Raw genomic sequence first — 15,244 nt, forward strand, 5'->3', positions numbered from 1 at the left:
CTAACCTATTGCCTGCCGTGTGCAACTCTCACCCTGCGTGCACCGCCCCGGCCCCGCAGGACCTCACGCCCCGTCAGCCGCCTTGGCCCCGTGCCGGCTCAGCGGAATGACGAGCGGGGAGCCCGTCTCCTCGTCGAGCCGGACCCGGGCGCGCAGCCCGAAGACCTCCGCCACCAGGTCCTCGGTGAGCACCTCGGACGGCGCGCCCTGGGCGACCACCCGCCCGTCCTTCATCGCCACCAGCCGGTCGGCGTACCGCGCCGCGAGCGAGAGGTCGTGCAGCACCACGACCACGGTGCGGCCCGTCGTCAGGTGCAGCTCGCGCACGAGGTCCAGGACCTCGATCTGGTGCGCCAGGTCGAGGTGGTTGGTCGGCTCGTCCAGCAGCAGCAGCTCGGTCTCCTGGGCGAGCGCCATCGCGATCCAGGCGCGCTGCCGCTGTCCGCCGGACAGCTCGTCCAGCGTCCGCTCCGCCAGCTCGAACATCCCCGTGGCGCGCAGGGCCTGCTCGACGGCCGCCTCGTCGTCCGAGGACCACCGCCGGTACCAGCTCTGGTGCGGGTGCCGTCCGCGCGCCACCAGGTCGGCGACGCTCAGCCCCTCGGGGGCCGCCGGCGACTGCGGGAGCAGGCCCACGCGTTCGGCGACCTCGCGCGTGGGGATGCCGTGGATGGGCCGGCCGTCGAGCAGGACGGTCCCCGCGGTGGGCTTCATCAGCCGCCCGAAGGCCCGCAGGAGCGTGGACTTGCCACAGCCGTTCGGCCCGATGATGGCCGTGACCGTGCCGTTGGTGATGTCGAGGTCGAGCTCGCGCACGACCGTCCGCTCTCCGTAGGAGAGCGTCAGCCCCTCGGCGCGCAACCGCACCTCGGGGCGCACGGCGCCGGCGTCCTGCGGTGCCGCGGACGGGGTACGGGTGGTCTCGGTCATGACGTGCGGGCCCTTCCGCTCCGAATGAGCAAGTACAGCAGGTACGGGGCACCCAGTGCGGCGGTGAGGACGCCGACGGGCAGTTCGATGTTTCCGAAGGCGGTGCGCCCGAGCACGTCGGCCCAGACCGTGACCGCCGCGCCGATCAGCGCGGAGGCGAGCAGCGGCGGCGTGCCCGTGCGCAGCAGCCGGACCGCGAGCTGCGGGCAGGCCAGCGCCACGAAGGCGATCGGCCCCGCGGCGGCGGTCGCGGCGGCGGTCAGCAGCACGGCCGTGAACAGCAGCGCCACCCGGGTCGCCGTCATGCGGACGCCGAGGCCGCGGGCGGTGTCGTCGTCGAAGACGAGCGCGCCGAAGGGGAAGGAGAGCAGCAGGGCCACGGGCATGAGCACCAGCAGCGTCCACATGACCGGCTGCAGGGTGTCCCACGAGGCGCCGTTGAGGCTGCCGTTGAGCCACAACAGCGCACGCCCGGCGTCGACGATGTCGGCCTTGAGCAGCAGCCACGACAGCACGCTGGTGAGGATGGCGTTGACGCCCACGCCCACCAGCAGCACGCGGTAGCCGGACAGGCCGCGCCGCACGGCCAGCGCGTAGACGGCCACGGCCGCCAGCAGTCCGCCCGCCATCGCGGCGGTGGGGATGCCGACGCTGGCGAGGGTGCCGCCGACGCCGCCGTAGGCGCCGCCGAAGACGATGACGGTCACCGCGCCGACGCCCGAACCCGCCGTGATGCCCAGGATGTCCGGGCTCGCGAGGGGGTTGCGGGCGAGTCCCTGGATGACGGCCCCGGCCAGCGCCAGCGCGGCGCCGACGAGCAGGCCCGTCACCGAGCGGGGCAGGCGCAGCTCCGTCACCACCATGCGGTTGCCTTCGTCCCCGCCGCCGAAGAGGGCCTGGGCCACGTCGCCGACCGGGATGTCGATGTCACCGCGGCCGCAGTTGACGAGCACCCCGAGGAAGAGGACGCCGAGCGTCAGCAGCGGAACGAACAGGGTGCGCGGGCGCCACACCAGGGAGACGGGCCCGGCCCGCAGGGGAATGCGCCCGGGGACGACGGCCCCGGGCGCGCCGTTCCGTGTCGAGGTGTCGCTCATATCCTCACCGCCTGGCGGCGGCGTACGAGCTGGATGAAGACCGGCGCGCCGATGAGCGCCAGCATGATGCCCACCTGCAGCTCCCCGGGGCGGGCCACCAGCCGCCCGAGGGTGTCCGCCGTGAGCATGAGGGTCGCGCCGATCAGCGCGGCCTGGGCCACGATCCAGCGGTAGTCGGGCCCGGAGAGGTACCGGGCGATGTGCGTGCCGACCAGGCCGACGAACCCGATGGGCCCGCACACGGCCACCGCCGTGCCGGTCAGCAGCGTGATGGCCGCCATGCCCAGCGCCCGGTTCAGCCCGATGCGCACGCCGAGCATCCGGGCCACGTCCTCGCCGAGCGAGAGCGCGTTCAGGCCGGGGGTGTTCAGCGCGGCCAGTGCCAGTCCGACCGCGATGAACGGCAGGGCCTGCAGGGTGAGGCCGAGGGGCTGTCCGCTGACCGAGCCCACCGTCCAGAAGCGGTAGGTCTCCAGGGCCTGCCGGTCGAAGAGCACCATGCCGGCGGTGAGCGCCGTGAACAGGGCGTGGACGGCGGCGCCGGCCAGGGCGAGGGTCACGGGCGTGGCACCGCCGCGGGTGAGCGCGCCCACCGCGTACACCAAGGTGCCGGCGAGCGCGGCCCCGAGGAATCCGAACCACACATAGCCGTACAGGCTGCTGACGCCGATCAGGAAGAGGGACGCCACGACGCCCATGCCCGCGCCGGCGCTGATGCCGAGGAGGACGGGGTCGGCGATGGGGTTACGGGTGTGCCCCTGCATCAGGGCTCCCGCGGCGCCCAGCGCGAGACCGGCGACGAGGGCGGTCACGGTCCTGGGCAGGCGCAGCGAGCGGACGATGACGTCCCCTTCGGTGCCGGAGGCGCTCCACAGTCCGTGCCAGATCTGGCCCGGGCCGAGCGGCTGGGCGCCCAGCCCGATGCTGAGCAGCACCGCCAGGGCGAGCAGCCCCACCAAGACGAATGTCCATATTCGCCGTTTTCTTGCCCTTTCGGACGCAACCTGCTGCATCCTCCCCTTTTTTACGGGTGGCGCAGGTAGCGCTTCGATCACGATCCCCTCCACGGCGAATTTTGGCCACTTAGGTGAGCCTATCCTTATGGCGCACAACGCGAACAGATGAAGGGACCTCGCCGATGAGAGCCAAGTGGCTCAGTCGTTTCAGCCGCACTGTCGGAGCCGTCGCTGTCACCGCAGGCTTGCTCGCCACCGCCGCCTGTGGCGGCGGCTCGGACAAGGATACGGACGACAAGGGCGACAAGTCCTCGTCCGCCGTCGGCGCTGCGTTCCCGCGCACCATCGACCACGCCATGGGCAAGACGGAGTTGAAGAAGGCTCCGAAGCGCGTGGTGGCGCTGGACATGACGTTCGTCGACGCCACGCTGGCCCTGCAGTCGGAGGTCGTCGGCTACACGACCTTCGCCTCCCCCGACGAGAAGCTGCCCGCCTACTTCGGTGACGACGCGGCCAAGTACGGCGGCAAGGCCAAGCCGGTCGGCATGCTCGAAGAGCCCAGCCTGGAGAAGATCCAGGCTCTCAAGCCGGACCTGATCCTCTCCGCGAAGGTCCGTCACGAGAAGCTGTACAAGCAGCTGTCGGGCATCGCGCCCACCGTCTTCACCGAGGACACCGGCGCGACGTGGAAGGACAACCTCAAGCTCGTCGGCAAGGCGCTCGGCAAGGAGCAGCTCGCCGACGAGAAGGTCGCCGCCTTCGACAAGCGCGCCAAGGCGGTCGGCGAGGCCGTCCGCAAGAAGAAGGGTTCCAACCCCTCCGTCTCCGTCGTCCGCTTCGTCGACGGCCCGACGCGCCTGTACAAGGAGGACACCTACATCGGTGTCATCGTGAAGGACCTCGGCTTCGGCAAGCCCGAGGACGCCAAGGGCACCGGCTTCAACGCCGACATCTCCGAGGAGCAGATCAAGAAGGTCGACGCGGACGACATTTTCGTCACCGCCTACCCCGACCCGCAGGGCGCCTCGAAGAAGAGCCAGGAGAAGTTCCAGGCCAACCCGCTCTGGAAGCAGCTCAAGGGCCAGGTCCACGAGGCCAACGACATCACCTGGATGCTCGCCGTGGGCCTCTACGGCGCCAACTCGGTCCTCGACGACGTCGCCAAGACGTACGACGTCGACGCCGCCCGCGCCTGACGGCACCGGCCGCGCCACGCCTCGCGACGAGGCGGTGCGAGAACCGGAAGGCCGGCCGCTCCCGGGAGGGAGCGGCCGGCCTTCCCGCGCCGGGGGCGACGGTCGGTCAGGAAGCGACCGGCCACTCCAGCGGCTCCTTGTACCAGCCGCGGGTCACCTCCACCGCTGCCGCCTTCTGGCCCTCCGGGATGAGGAAGGCGGTGCAGACCTCCGCCGACTGGCCCGGGTTCATCTGCTTGCTGCGGTCCGTCGCCGGGCAGTTGGGCCACTTCGCCTCGCCCATGATGACGATGAGGGCACGGGTGCGCTGGCCCTTGTCGGTGCGGACGACCAGGTCGTCGTCCATGTCGCCGAGCTCCATGGGCTTGCCGCTCTTGTGGGTGAGCGTCGACCAGACGTAGACGGGGATCTTCGCGCCGTCCTTCTCGTCGTCCTTCTTGAGGCCGGAGTTGTCCATGTCGGCCTTGGTGCCGGTCTCCACCTTGGTCGGCGTGACGGTGAACTTGGCCCCGTCGGACGCCTGCTTGGCGCTTTCCTGCTCCGGGCTGGCCTCGCCCAGGCGGTAGGTCTTCTTCTCGTCCTTCGCCTTCGCGTCGGAACGGGAGCCGGACGAACCGGAGCTGGAGCCGCCGTGGCTCTTCTTCCCGGAACCCGAATCGTTACAGCCGGTCAGCGCCAGGGTGAGCGCCAGGGCACCCACGGTCGCCGGGACGGCACGAGTCCACGCGCGCGTCTCTTCTCTCTTTCCCCGTTGGTTGTTCCCCGTGCCCGGCCGAAGCGGGTCGCCCGGGCGGCCGGATGCACGATGCGGTGCACGATCTTGCCAGAGCAGATTCGGCCACTTATACGGAGGGGTGCGTTCCGGTGATGCCTGCGGGGATTGCCTGCGGAGATGCTTCCGGGGCGCGCACGGTGACGTGGGAGGGCGGGGCCGGGCTCAGGGTCCGACGAGCTCCTCATGAGGCCGGGCCGCCATGCCGATCGCCTCGTCCAGGACGTCCCGGGAGCGGATCAGGTCCCTGATCAGCAGGTCCATCCGCTCGCGTTCCTCGGCCAGTTCGGCGACGAGCCGTCCCGTCGCCCGCGCGGACGGCCCCCCGTCCGCGTCCCGCATGCAGGGGAGCAACTGCCCGATCTTCGTACTGCTCAGGCCTGCGGCGAAGAGGGCCTGGATGCGGATGACCCGGTCGACGGCCCACTCGCCGAACTCGCGGTGACCGCCCGGGGTCCGCTCGGCCGTGAGCAGTCCCTGCTTCTCGTAATAGCGCAGTGAGCGTTCGCTCACGCCCGTGCGCTCGGCCAGTTCTCCGATCCGCATCCGTCCCCCTCGTCCGTGCGGCCCGGCCGCATCCGCCGCGCCCCGCACTTGAACCTGACACCTGTGTCAGTTCCTACGGTACGGGCATGACGCAGACGACCGTAGACTCCAGCCTCTTCCAGCCCACCCGCCTCGGCCCCCTCCACCTGCCCAACCGCCTGGTCATGGCACCGCTCACCCGGAACCGGGCCGGGGCCGACGGCGTCCCCGGGTCCCTCATGACCGCGTACTACGCACAGCGCGCCTCGGCCGGCCTGATCATCGCCGAGGGCACCACGCCGAACGCCGTGGGCCAGACCTACCCCCATATCCCCGCGATCCACAGCCCGGCGCACGTGGCCGGGTGGCGGGGCGTGACCGAGGCGGTGCGCTCGGCGGGCGGCAGGATGTTCCTGCAGCTCCAGCACGGGGGCCGGATCGGCCACCCGCTCACCAGCGGACTGACTCCCGTTGCGCCCTCCCCCGTTCCGCTCCCGGAGACGATCCACACCCCCGACGGGCGCGTGCCCTCCGTCACGCCTCGCGAGATGACCGCACTGGACATCCGGTCCACGGTCGCCGACTTCGCCCGGGCCGCCCGCAACGCCGTCGCGGCGGGCTTCGCCGGCGTGGAGGTGCACGCCGCCAACGGGCAGCTCCTCCACCAGTTCATGGCACGCAACACCAATCACCGCACCGACGGCTACGGCGGCCCGGTGGCGAACCGCATCCGCTTCGCGGTGGAGGTGACCCGCGCCGTGGCCGATGCGATAGGCCCCGAGCGGGTGGGCGTGCGCATCTCTCCGGCCAACACCGTCAACGGCATCGAGGAAGGCGACACCCGGCACCTCTACCCCGCACTCCTCGAAGCCCTCGCGGACATGGACCTGGCCTACCTCCACCTCGAATTCGCCAACCCCGCCAACCCTCTCTTCGCCACGGTCCGCGACGCCTGGCCCGGCGTCCTGATGGCCAACCCGGACCTGGGCTGGCCGGCCCCGCTGCCCGCCGACGGCGGACGCAGCGCCGGGGAACGCCTGCTGGACGCGGGGGCCGACCTGATCTCCCTGGGCCGTGGCTTCCTCGCCAACCCCGACCTCGTCGAACGCCTCCGCGTCGACGCGCCCCTCAACCCGGTGCGCGACAAGTACACGATGTACGTGGGCGGAGCCACCGGTTACACCGACTACCCCACGCTCACCGCACCTGGCCGGAAGACGCAGGCCACCCAGCCGTTCCCTCTGGACGCAGTGGTCCGTTGATCCAGCCGGTGGAATAGTCACCGGATGCGGTCAGCCCCGCGAGGACAGCACGCGGGACCGCCCTTGGGGAGAGGAACGAGAACGCCCATGAACGTCGGCACCTTGACGTCCCGCACCGTGGCCGCGGCCGCGCTCGCCCTGGCACTCGGCCTGGGCACGGCTCCCGGCGCCCAGGCCGCGGCCGTACAGACGGCGGCATCCCTCACCGACAAGGTGGGCAAGGCCGGCCGGGCCGACGACGGGGGCGGCTGGCACGGCGAGGGCGGTCTGGAGCTGAACGCCGCGGACAACGCCCGCGTCGACGCGTTCGTGGCGCAGGCCAGGAAGGCCGAGCGTGCCATCAGCCCCCAGGTGCGGGCCGCCGCGCGGCTCAGCTCGGCCGAGCTGGTCGGCTTCGACCACCGCCTGAAGTCGCCGGACTCGCTCAAGCGCAAGGTCGCCACGTCCCTGAAGGAACATCAGGGGCAGAGCGTGAACGAGGCCCTGGCCGACATCAAGGACTCGGTGCGCTACACCCTGCAGTGGCCCGACGGCCGCTACGCCACCGGCGTCGCCACGGCCTCGCACCTGCTGTCCGTATGGGGCAACGACAGCGCCAAGTGGTCCAACACGTGGGGCCGGCCCAAGGGCTACAAGGGGATCAACTCGGCCTGGAAGGCACCCTTCTCCGGGCACCTCTTCGAGGTCCAGTTCCACACTCCGGCGAGCAAGTACGCCCAGGAGGTCACGCACAAGCTGTACGAGGAGCAGCGCCTGCCCGGCACCACTCCCGAACGGGCCAAGGAGCTCCAGGAACAGCAGGACGCCATCTTCGCCGCGGTTCCCGTGCCACAGGGAGCCGACCGGCTCTCCGCTCCCGCCCCCCGGCGGCCCGCGCTGCCCGTGGAGCGCCCGCTCTAGCCCTGCTTGCGGCGCGGGCAGGTGACGCAGACCTTCTCCGGGCCGAGCGTGTACCACATGCAGCAGGTGTTCCGGGTGCGGGCGGCCTCGCCCGTCGCCGCCTCGGCCGCGTCCGCAGCGGGCCGGAAGCCGGCCACGCCCACGAAGGGCGCGGTGCGGCCCGGCAGCAGCACGTTCGCCGCCTCCACCGCACGGCGCTCCTGGCCGGTCATCCGGCCCACGTACCAGACGCTCTCGGCGAGCTCGTCGGTCGCCAGGCCCCACACCGCGCGGGGCCCCCGGCGCAGCAATGGCCGGAACTCCTCCAGGACCGGTCCGAGGTGGTGGGCGACGGCGTGGCGCAGCACCGTGCGCAGCTGCTCCTCGTCCGCGACGACGCGGACGCCGGGCAGCCCGGCGGCCGGGTCGTCGGGCAGGCAGCTGATGTAGGAGGGGGAGACGGTGAGGGAGCCCGACGCCGCGTCGTACCCGATGCCGTCCGGCCCGACCCACGGCACGCGCCGCTCCAGGAACCACGGCCCGCTCATGGCCGACGTGGCCAGGAAGGCGTACTGGTGCAGCACGTCCAGGGCCGCGACGTCCCGACGGGGCGTCACCCCGTGGTCGTCGGCGATCCGCCGGCCCGCCATGTCGACGAGCCACTCCCTAAGGGTTGCGTCCTGGACGAGCCGCTCGCCGGTGACCTGTGCACCGTGCGCCCGGGACGTCACGTCCAGGCGGACGAGGGGCTGCAGCACGTCCGTCAACCGCGCGTAGGTCTCCCGGAGGACGTCCACGCGGCCGGCTGCCCCGGGAACGGCAACCGTTCCGGAAGCGGCAACTGCAGTCGTCACGGAGTCCCCCAGAGGGTGATCGATGTCGATACGGAGTAGGTAAGGCTTACCTTAACAGCAGCGAACGCGCAAGCGAGTGCCCGCCACCTGCGCCACCCGCGTCCCCTGGCCGCCATCCCTATAGGCAGGCCACACGAAAAGCCGTACGATCACGGCATGGTCACAGCCCGGCCCACCTCCTGTGTGCTGCGCTCCCGCTCGTCCCGGGTGGGTCCGCGGCGCATGCTGTGGTGGGCCGCGTTGCTTCTGGGGCTGCTCTACACCCACGGGCTGAGTGCGGAATCCGCCGAAGGCCATGTCTCCGCGCTCTCGGCCGCGTCGTCCTTCCAGGCCCCGGCCCCGGACGGCCCCGGGCCGTCCGGGCCGGTGCAGCCCACGAGCGGCGGTGCGACCGGCGACGCGGCCGGGGACCGCTGCGGCGTCCAGGGGCATGACGGTCACGAGCCCGGCCACACCGCACAGACCTGCATGTCCGGCCAGCCGCAGCACGGCGTCGGCCTCCCCCTCTCCTGCCTGTCGTGCCGAGGCGTCTCCGCGCCGCCGCATCCGTCGGTGACGGGCACGACCGGGGCCGGTGACGCCATGGAGCACCCGCCGACGACAGGCGGCTCGACGGTCCTGCGGATCTAGGCCCGCTCACCTGCCGCAACCGGCGCACGAAGCTCTCACCGACCGCCCGACGCCCTGCGCGTAGCCGGCCGGGCGTGCCCGGATTGCCGGCGCCGACACCTGTCCGCCGTGCCGTACGCACCGGCCACGGCGTAACCGCCGCGCCGTCGACCACCCCGAGAGCACGGTCCTCTCCCGGTCGGGCCGGCGCGAGATGAGCACTCCCCCTCCGACACTCATCGAGCGAAAGCGACAACCATGCATTCTGCAATCCCTGCTGCCTCCTCCCCCACGGGATCCGCCCGCGCGCAGGACATGTCCGCACTGGTGGGGAACACCCCCGTGCTGCGGGTGGCCGAGCCGCTGGCCCCTGCCGGCCGCGGGTTCTGGGCGAAGCTGGAGGGCTTCAACCCCGGCGGCATCAAGGACCGCCCCGGGCTGCACATGGTCGAACGAGCCCGCGCCCGCGGTGACCTGCGCCCCGGCGGCCGGATCGTCGAATCCAGCAGCGGCACCCTCGGGCTGGGCCTCGCGCTGGCCGGCATGGTCCACGGCCACCCGGTCACGGTCGTCACCGATCCCGGCCTGGAGCGGTCGATGACCCGGCTGCTGACCGCCTACGGCGCCCAGGTGAACGTCGTCTCCGAGCCCCACCCCACCGGCGGCTGGCAGCAGGCCCGCCGCGACCGCGTCGCCCGGCTCCTGGCCCGGCACCCCGGATCGTGGTCCCCCGACCAGTACAACAACCCGGACAACACCACCGCCTACACGCCCCTCGCCCTCGAACTGGCCTCCCAGCTCGGCCACATCGACGTGCTCGTGTGCAGCGTCGGCACCGGCGGCCACTCCGCCGGCGTCTCGCGCGTGCTGCGCCAGCTCTTCCCCGGCCTGCAACTCGTCGGCGTCGACACCATCGGCTCGACCATCTTCGGCCAGCCCGCGCGGCCCCGGCTGATGCGCGGCCTCGGTTCGAGCATCCACCCCCGCAACGTCGCGTACGACCAGTTCTCCGAGATCCACTGGGTCGCCCCCGCCGAGTCCGTGTGGACCTGCCGCCAGTTGGCGGCGTCCCATTACGCCACCGGCGGCTGGAGCGTCGGCGCGGTCGCCCTGGTCGCCGGCTGGCTGGCCCGCACGCTGCCCGCGGACACCCGCATCGCGGCGGTCTTCCCCGACGGCCCGCAGCGCTACCTCGGCACCGTCTACGACGACGACTACTGCGCCGCCCACGGTCTGCTCGACCAGCCGCCCGCGTCCGAACCGGAGGTGGTCGGCCGGCTCGACGAGAAGGAAGTCACCCGCTGGACACGCTGCACCGACGTCGTCGACCCGCTCACCCTCACCGGCACCACACCGGCCGACGACGACGCCCGGAGCGACCGCGCCCCCGCCGGGACGGGCACGCAGGAGCGTCCGAAGTGAACAACACCCTCACGCAGATACGCTCCCATCCCCGCAGCGTCCAACTGCTGATGGTCAACCAGTTCACCATCAACCTCGGCTTCTACATGCTGATGCCCTACCTGGCCGCGCACCTGTCCGGAACGCTCGGCCTGGCCGGATGGCTCGTCGGACTCGTGCTGGGCGTGCGCAACTTCAGCCAGCAGGGCATGTTCCTGGCCGGCGGCGCCCTGGCCGACCGGTTCGGCTACAAACCACTGATCGTCACCGGCTGTCTCCTGCGGACGGCGGGCTTCGCGGCCCTCGGCCTCGTCGACTCGCTCCCCGCCCTGCTGGCCGCCTCCGCCGCCACCGGTCTCGCGGGCGCCCTGTTCAACCCGGCCGTGCGGGCCTACCTGGCCACCGACGCCGGCGAACGCCGCGTGGAAGCCTTCGCGCTGTTCAACGTCTTCTACCAGGCCGGCATCCTGCTCGGGCCGCTGGCAGGCATGGCCCTCACCGGCGTCGGCTTCCGCATCACCTGCCTGACCGCCGCCGGCATCTTCGCGCTGCTGAGCCTCGTGCAGATCCGTTCCCTGCCCGCCCGGCGGGGCGCCGGAACGGAGGACGCCGGCCCCGGTGCGGAGGGCCTGCGGGCCCAGTGGCGCGGCATCCTGGCCAACCGGCCCTTCCTGCTGTTCTCCGCAGCCATGACCGGCTCGTACGTGCTGTCCTTCCAGGTCTACCTCGCCCTGCCCCTGGAGGTACGGCGGCTGGGCGGCGACGGCACGTTCGGCACCGCGGCCGTCGCCGCCCTCTTCGCGGTCTCGGGGCTGAGCACGATCCTCTTCCAGACCAAGGTCACCGCCTGGTGCAAGGCCCGCAGGGAACCGGGCCGGGCCCTCGGCAGGGGACTGCTCACCATGGGCGCGGCGTTCGTGCCCCTGCTCCTGGCCACCGCCGTGCCCGTACCGGCCGGCGGGCCCGGCCTGTGGCTGCTCGCCGCCGTGCCGCCGTGCCTCGCCGCACTCCTGCTGGCTCTGGGAACGATGATCGCCTACCCCTTCGAGATGGACACCATCGTCCGGCTCTCCGGCGGCCGCCTGGTGGCCACCCACTACGGGCTCTACAACACCATCTGCGGAATCGGCATCACTCTCGGAAACCTCCTCACCGGCGCGGCACTCGACGCCGCCCGCGCCGCCGGAGCCGCCGCCCTCCCCTGGCTCGCGCTCCTCGCCCTCGGGCTCGCCTGCGCCGCGGCGCTCCACGGGCTGCACCGCACGGGGCGCCTCGCCGCGCCCGCCGCCCCACCGGAACGGCCCGGGCCCTCGATGGCGAAGGGAACGACCGCCTGGCGCTGAAGCCGTCCTCTCACCCCCGGGCGCGCACCACGCGCCCCTCGTCCCAGACGGGTTCGGCGGTCTCCACGACCCGGCCGTCCTCCCGGAAGACCAGGTAGCGGCTGAAGGCACGGGCGAACCAGCGGTCGTGGGTGACGGCGACGACCGTGCCGGTGAAGGCGTTCAGGGCCTGTTCCAGGGCCTCGGCCGAGATCAGGTCCAGGTTGTCGGTGGGCTCGTCGAGGAGCAGGAGCGTGGCGCCGGCCAGTTCCAGGAGGAGGATCTGGAACCTGGCCTGCTGCCCGCCGGAGAGGGTCTCGAAGGGCTGCCGGCCGGCGCCGGCGAGCCCGTAGCGGCTCAGGGCCGACATGGCGTCCTGCAGGTCCACCCCCTGCCGGTCGCCGTCGCCGCGGCCGAGGATGTCGGCGGGGGTGCGACCCGTCCACTCCGGGTGCCGGTGGGTCTGGGCGAACAGCCCGGGACGTACGCGGGCGCCCAGGCGGCATGCGCCGGAGTGCCCGACGGTGGGCGGGGCGTCGTCGGCCGACTCGTCCAGCAGGCGCAGGAAGTGACTCTTGCCCGAGCCGTTGGAGCCCAGGACGCAGACGCGGTCGCCGAAGAAGACCTCCAGGTCGAAGGGGCGCATGAGGCCGGTCAGTTCGAGGTTCCGGCAGGTGATCGCCCTGAGGCCGGTGCGGCCGCCGCGCAGGGCGGGGGCGACGCGCTGGGTCCGGGGCGGGGCCGGTGGGGGGCCGGCCGCCTCGTACTTCGCCAGCCTGGTCTGGGCGGCGTGGTAGCGGGAGGCCATCTCGTCGCTGATCGACGCCTGCTGCCGCAGGGTGCGGACGAGTTCCTTGAGCTGGTCGTGCTTCTCGCTCCAGCGACGCCGCAGTTCCGCCACCCGTTCCCAGCGGGCCTCGCGGGCGGTGTGCCAGGTCGCGAAGCCGCCTCCGTGGGTCCAGGCCGAACCTCCTTCGAGGGTGACGACCTGGGTGGCCGTGCGGCTCAGCACCTCCCGGTCATGGGTGACGAGCAGGACGCCCTTGCGCGTGCGCAGGAGCTGTTCCTCCAGCCAGCGCTTGCCGGGGACGTCGAGGTAGTTGTCCGGCTCGTCCAGCAGGAGCAGTTCGGCCGGGCCGCGCAGGAGCGCCTCCAGGACGAGGCGCTTCTGCTCGCCGCCGGAGAGCGTGGCGACGTCGCGGTGCTGGGCGGTGGAGAAGGGCAGGCCGAGGGCGGCGACCGTGACGGTGTCCCAGAGCACCTCGCACTCGTAGCCGCCGGCCTCCCCCCAGGAGGTGAGGACTTCGGCGTAGCGCAGCTGGGCGGCCTCGTCGTCGTTCTCCATGAGCGCGAGTTCGGCCGCGTCGACGGCGGCCGCGGCCGCCTGCTGGGGCGGGGGTGCCACGGACAGCAGCAGGTCGCGCACGGTCCGGCCGTCGCGGACGCTGCCGATGAACTGGGGCATGACCGCAACGGCCCCCTGGCGGCGCACGGTGCCCTGCGGGACGGGCAGTGCTCCCGAGAGCATGCGCAGGAGGGTGGTCTTGCCCGCGCCGTTGTCACCGATCAGGGCGACGGTCTCGCCTCCCGGCACGCGGAAGGACACGTCACGGAACAGCTCGCGCCCGTCGGCCAGGGTGTGGGCGAGGGCGCCGGCCTCTAGGTAGCCCATGCGGGCAGCCTAGCCACAGGAAGCCCGGCTCCGGCTCATTAAGGCCACTCCGTTGGCATTCGCCGGGATGCACGCCCCCGGCGCACGCCATGGCCCGGCGCCCCCCGCCCTCGTCACTGACGCCTCATACGACACGAGCCGTCCCGGGCCTCGCGCCCCATGCCACCGAGACAACTAAAAGAGGATTTAACGTACTTATCTACTGTCAGCTGACTCATCCTCTGCTGACTGGAATCTGCCGATAGGGCCCTTGTGCGGCGGGGACGCATGCGTGAACGTTGGCCCCGGCACCTTTCGCTCGCAGCGCGTCCGCTCCCGCTCTCCGCGGCGCGTCCGTCCTTCGTTCGCCCGACGGGCAGCCGCCCGCCCGAGGAAACCGGAAAGGCACCGATGCGCCGTGTTCCCGACGTACGACCGCCGGCCCTGTGGCCGGCCGCCGTTCTCCCGGTGCCGGTACCCCGCCGCGAGCCCGTCACCGTCGCCCTCGCGGGGGCGGAGTTCGGCTGGGGCAGCTCGGGGAAGCTGAGCGCGGTCCTCGCCGCGCTGCGCGAGCGTGCACGGCTGCCGCTGCGGTTCACCGGACTCGCCTCCGGACTCGGCCGTCCCCTGCTGGCCGAGCACTCCGTCGAGCGCTGGTACGACCTGCCGGACGCTGCGGCCGAGCGGCGTGCCGCCGTCGGGCGGATCGTGCGGTCGCACAGGGTGCGGGCGGCCGTGGTCGTCCTGGACGGCGCGGTCGCGAGGGCGCTGCAGGCGGCCGGTGTGCCGACGGTGTTCGTGGACAGCCTGCCCTTCCTGTGGACCGAGGGGGACCGTGCGGCGCTGCCGCTGGACGCGACCGTCTACTGCGCCCAGCAGTGCATCGGCCTTCCCCCCGAGTGCGAGGGCATCCTGGCGTCCGTTGCGTCGCTGCGCTGGGTCGAGGCGGTCATCGGCGCTCCCCCGGCCGGCGTCCCCTCCGGTTCCCCGGCCCCCTGCTCCACGACGCCCCGCACGGCCGGCACGCGGCCCTGGCGCAAGGCCCTGATCAGCCTGGGCGGCCTGGGCGCCCCCCGCCTCCCCGACTGGACGGCGTACCCACGCGTCGTCGTCCCCGCCGCCCTCGACGCGCTGGCCGACCACGGCGTGCAGGAGGCCCACCTGGCCGGCAACCTCCCGGCCGGCCTCCTCGCCGGCCTCGTCGAGCGTCCCCCTGCGGGGCTGCGGGTCACGGCGGGGCCGCTCCCCCACAGCAGGTTCCTGTCCGAACTGACCCGCTGCGACGTCCTCCTCGCCTCTCCGGGACTCACCACCCTGCTGGAGGCGGGCCGGCTGGGGGTGCCCACGGTCTGCCTGCCGCCGCAGAACCTCAGCCAGATCTTCAACGGCCGCTCCCACAGCCGGGCCGTCGGCGCCGACGTACGGGTGGCCTGGTCCGGGGGCGTCTTCCGGGAGGAGGAGGCGCTCGGGCTGCGCGCGAAGGGCGAGGACCACGCCCTGGAGCTGATCTACGGCGGCATCGGCCGCATGGCCGCGAGAGCGGACGGCTCGCCCGGGACGGCCGGCCTGCGCGCCGCCGTCCTGGCCGCGCTGCGCCGGGCGGAGCGAGGCGCCGACTGGGGTGCTCTCACCGCGGCCGTCGGCACCGGCGGCGCGGCCCAGGTGGCCGACGCGCTGCTGGCCATAGTGGGGCGGACGCCGGCCCCGGGCGCCTGACGCCCGCACCCGTCCGCCCCGGGCCAGCCCCGGTCGGTCGTTTTTCCCTTGCCGTGAACGACCCGAAAGGCCCC

At 72.7% G+C, this 15,244-nt stretch carries 14 protein-coding genes; 7 read left to right on the top strand and 7 right to left on the bottom strand.

From position 1 onward, the window contains the following. Positions 1 to 63: 63 nt before the first annotated feature. From IE182_RS06585 to IE182_RS06595, 3 genes are read right to left on the bottom strand one after another with little or no spacing between them, the layout of a single operon-like run. Positions 64 to 930, bottom strand: coding sequence for an ABC transporter ATP-binding protein (locus IE182_RS06585; protein WP_190108678.1), 867 nt, complete (start codon positions 928 to 930; stop codon positions 64 to 66). After that, the gene (locus IE182_RS06590; RefSeq protein ID WP_190108679.1) at positions 927 to 2,027 is read right to left on the bottom strand and encodes a FecCD family ABC transporter permease; all 1,101 of its coding nucleotides are present in this window, start codon (positions 2,025 to 2,027) and stop codon (positions 927 to 929) included. The genes IE182_RS06585 and IE182_RS06590 overlap by 4 nt, the downstream gene beginning before the upstream one ends. Beyond that, positions 2,024 to 2,983 carry a FecCD family ABC transporter permease gene (locus tag IE182_RS06595; protein WP_229844620.1) on the bottom strand — a complete coding sequence of 320 codons (960 nt, stop codon included), beginning with the start codon at positions 2,981 to 2,983 and terminating at the stop codon, positions 2,024 to 2,026. The genes IE182_RS06590 and IE182_RS06595 overlap by 4 nt, the downstream gene beginning before the upstream one ends. Positions 2,984 to 3,165: 182 nt before the next feature. Here IE182_RS06595 and IE182_RS06600 point away from each other — a divergent pair, with 182 nt between their 5' ends. After that, the gene (locus IE182_RS06600) at positions 3,166 to 4,179 is read left to right on the top strand and encodes an ABC transporter substrate-binding protein (RefSeq protein WP_190108680.1); all 1,014 of its coding nucleotides are present in this window, start codon (positions 3,166 to 3,168) and stop codon (positions 4,177 to 4,179) included. A gap of 106 nt (positions 4,180 to 4,285) precedes the next feature. Here IE182_RS06600 and IE182_RS06605 read toward each other — a convergent pair whose 3' ends face one another. Together IE182_RS06605 and IE182_RS06610 are read right to left on the bottom strand one after the other, a co-directional pair. Next, positions 4,286 to 4,879 (bottom strand): hypothetical protein, encoded by a 594-nt coding sequence (locus tag IE182_RS06605; protein WP_190108681.1) that lies wholly within the window; start codon positions 4,877 to 4,879, stop codon positions 4,286 to 4,288. A gap of 237 nt (positions 4,880 to 5,116) precedes the next feature. Beyond that, on the bottom strand, positions 5,117 to 5,497 hold the full coding sequence (locus tag IE182_RS06610; RefSeq protein WP_190108682.1) for a MerR family transcriptional regulator: 381 nt from the start codon (positions 5,495 to 5,497) through the stop codon (positions 5,117 to 5,119). 86 nt (positions 5,498 to 5,583) lie between these two features. On the opposite strand from IE182_RS06610, the gene IE182_RS06615 reads away from it, so the two are divergent. After that, a complete protein-coding gene (locus IE182_RS06615) occupies positions 5,584 to 6,738 on the top strand; it encodes an alkene reductase (RefSeq protein WP_190108683.1) in 1,155 nt (384 codons plus the stop codon). Between the two features lie 87 nt (positions 6,739 to 6,825). Then, complete coding sequence (locus IE182_RS06620) at positions 6,826 to 7,638, top strand: ATP nucleotide 3'-pyrophosphokinase (RefSeq protein ID WP_190108684.1); 813 nt, start codon at positions 6,826 to 6,828, stop codon at positions 7,636 to 7,638. On the opposite strand, the gene IE182_RS06625 is transcribed toward IE182_RS06620, so the two are convergent. Next, on the bottom strand, positions 7,635 to 8,471 hold the full coding sequence (locus IE182_RS06625; protein WP_190108685.1) for a (2Fe-2S)-binding protein: 837 nt from the start codon (positions 8,469 to 8,471) through the stop codon (positions 7,635 to 7,637). The genes IE182_RS06620 and IE182_RS06625 overlap by 4 nt on opposite strands. A gap of 156 nt (positions 8,472 to 8,627) precedes the next feature. On the opposite strand from IE182_RS06625, the gene IE182_RS06630 reads away from it, so the two are divergent. From IE182_RS06630 to IE182_RS06640, 3 genes are all read left to right on the top strand, one after another. Then, positions 8,628 to 9,101: a hypothetical protein gene (locus IE182_RS06630; RefSeq protein ID WP_190108686.1), complete on the top strand. Its 474-nt coding sequence runs from the start codon at positions 8,628 to 8,630 to the stop codon at positions 9,099 to 9,101. Between the two features lie 237 nt (positions 9,102 to 9,338). Beyond that, entirely contained in the window at positions 9,339 to 10,502 is a 1,164-nt protein-coding gene (locus IE182_RS06635) for a PLP-dependent cysteine synthase family protein (RefSeq protein ID WP_190108687.1), read from the top strand. Continuing rightward, on the top strand, positions 10,499 to 11,824 hold the full coding sequence (locus IE182_RS06640; protein WP_190108688.1) for an MFS transporter: 1,326 nt from the start codon (positions 10,499 to 10,501) through the stop codon (positions 11,822 to 11,824). The genes IE182_RS06635 and IE182_RS06640 overlap by 4 nt, the downstream gene beginning before the upstream one ends. A gap of 10 nt (positions 11,825 to 11,834) precedes the next feature. On the opposite strand, the gene IE182_RS06645 is transcribed toward IE182_RS06640, so the two are convergent. Continuing rightward, a complete protein-coding gene (locus tag IE182_RS06645; protein ID WP_190108689.1) occupies positions 11,835 to 13,475 on the bottom strand; it encodes an ABC-F family ATP-binding cassette domain-containing protein in 1,641 nt (546 codons plus the stop codon). 447 nt (positions 13,476 to 13,922) lie between these two features. Between IE182_RS06645 and IE182_RS06650 the strand changes: the two genes are divergently transcribed. Beyond that, positions 13,923 to 15,170, top strand: a complete 1,248-nt coding sequence (locus IE182_RS06650; protein WP_229844621.1) for a hydroxymethylcytosylglucuronate/cytosylglucuronate synthase — start codon at positions 13,923 to 13,925, stop codon at positions 15,168 to 15,170. The last annotated feature ends 74 nt before the right edge of the window (positions 15,171 to 15,244 follow it).

Origin of the sequence: Streptomyces cinnamoneus, from assembly GCF_014650495.1 — a bacterium.
GTDB classification, from domain to species: domain Bacteria; phylum Actinomycetota; class Actinomycetes; order Streptomycetales; family Streptomycetaceae; genus Streptomyces; species Streptomyces cinnamoneus.

Coding starts and splice junctions, on each gene's coding strand:
- IE182_RS06600 (WP_190108680.1), top strand. CDS start 3,166: ATGAGAGCCAAGTGGCTCAGTCGTTTCAGCCGCACTGTCGGAGCCGTC.
- IE182_RS06590 (WP_190108679.1), bottom strand. CDS start 2,027: ATGAGCGACACCTCGACACGGAACGGCGCGCCCGGGGCCGTCGTCCCC.
- IE182_RS06645 (WP_190108689.1), bottom strand. CDS start 13,475: ATGGGCTACCTAGAGGCCGGCGCCCTCGCCCACACCCTGGCCGACGGG.
- IE182_RS06635 (WP_190108687.1), top strand. CDS start 9,339: ATGCATTCTGCAATCCCTGCTGCCTCCTCCCCCACGGGATCCGCCCGC.
- IE182_RS06620 (WP_190108684.1), top strand. CDS start 6,826: ATGAACGTCGGCACCTTGACGTCCCGCACCGTGGCCGCGGCCGCGCTC.
- IE182_RS06610 (WP_190108682.1), bottom strand. CDS start 5,497: ATGCGGATCGGAGAACTGGCCGAGCGCACGGGCGTGAGCGAACGCTCA.
- IE182_RS06585 (WP_190108678.1), bottom strand. CDS start 930: ATGACCGAGACCACCCGTACCCCGTCCGCGGCACCGCAGGACGCCGGC.
- IE182_RS06630 (WP_190108686.1), top strand. CDS start 8,628: ATGGTCACAGCCCGGCCCACCTCCTGTGTGCTGCGCTCCCGCTCGTCC.
- IE182_RS06615 (WP_190108683.1), top strand. CDS start 5,584: ATGACGCAGACGACCGTAGACTCCAGCCTCTTCCAGCCCACCCGCCTC.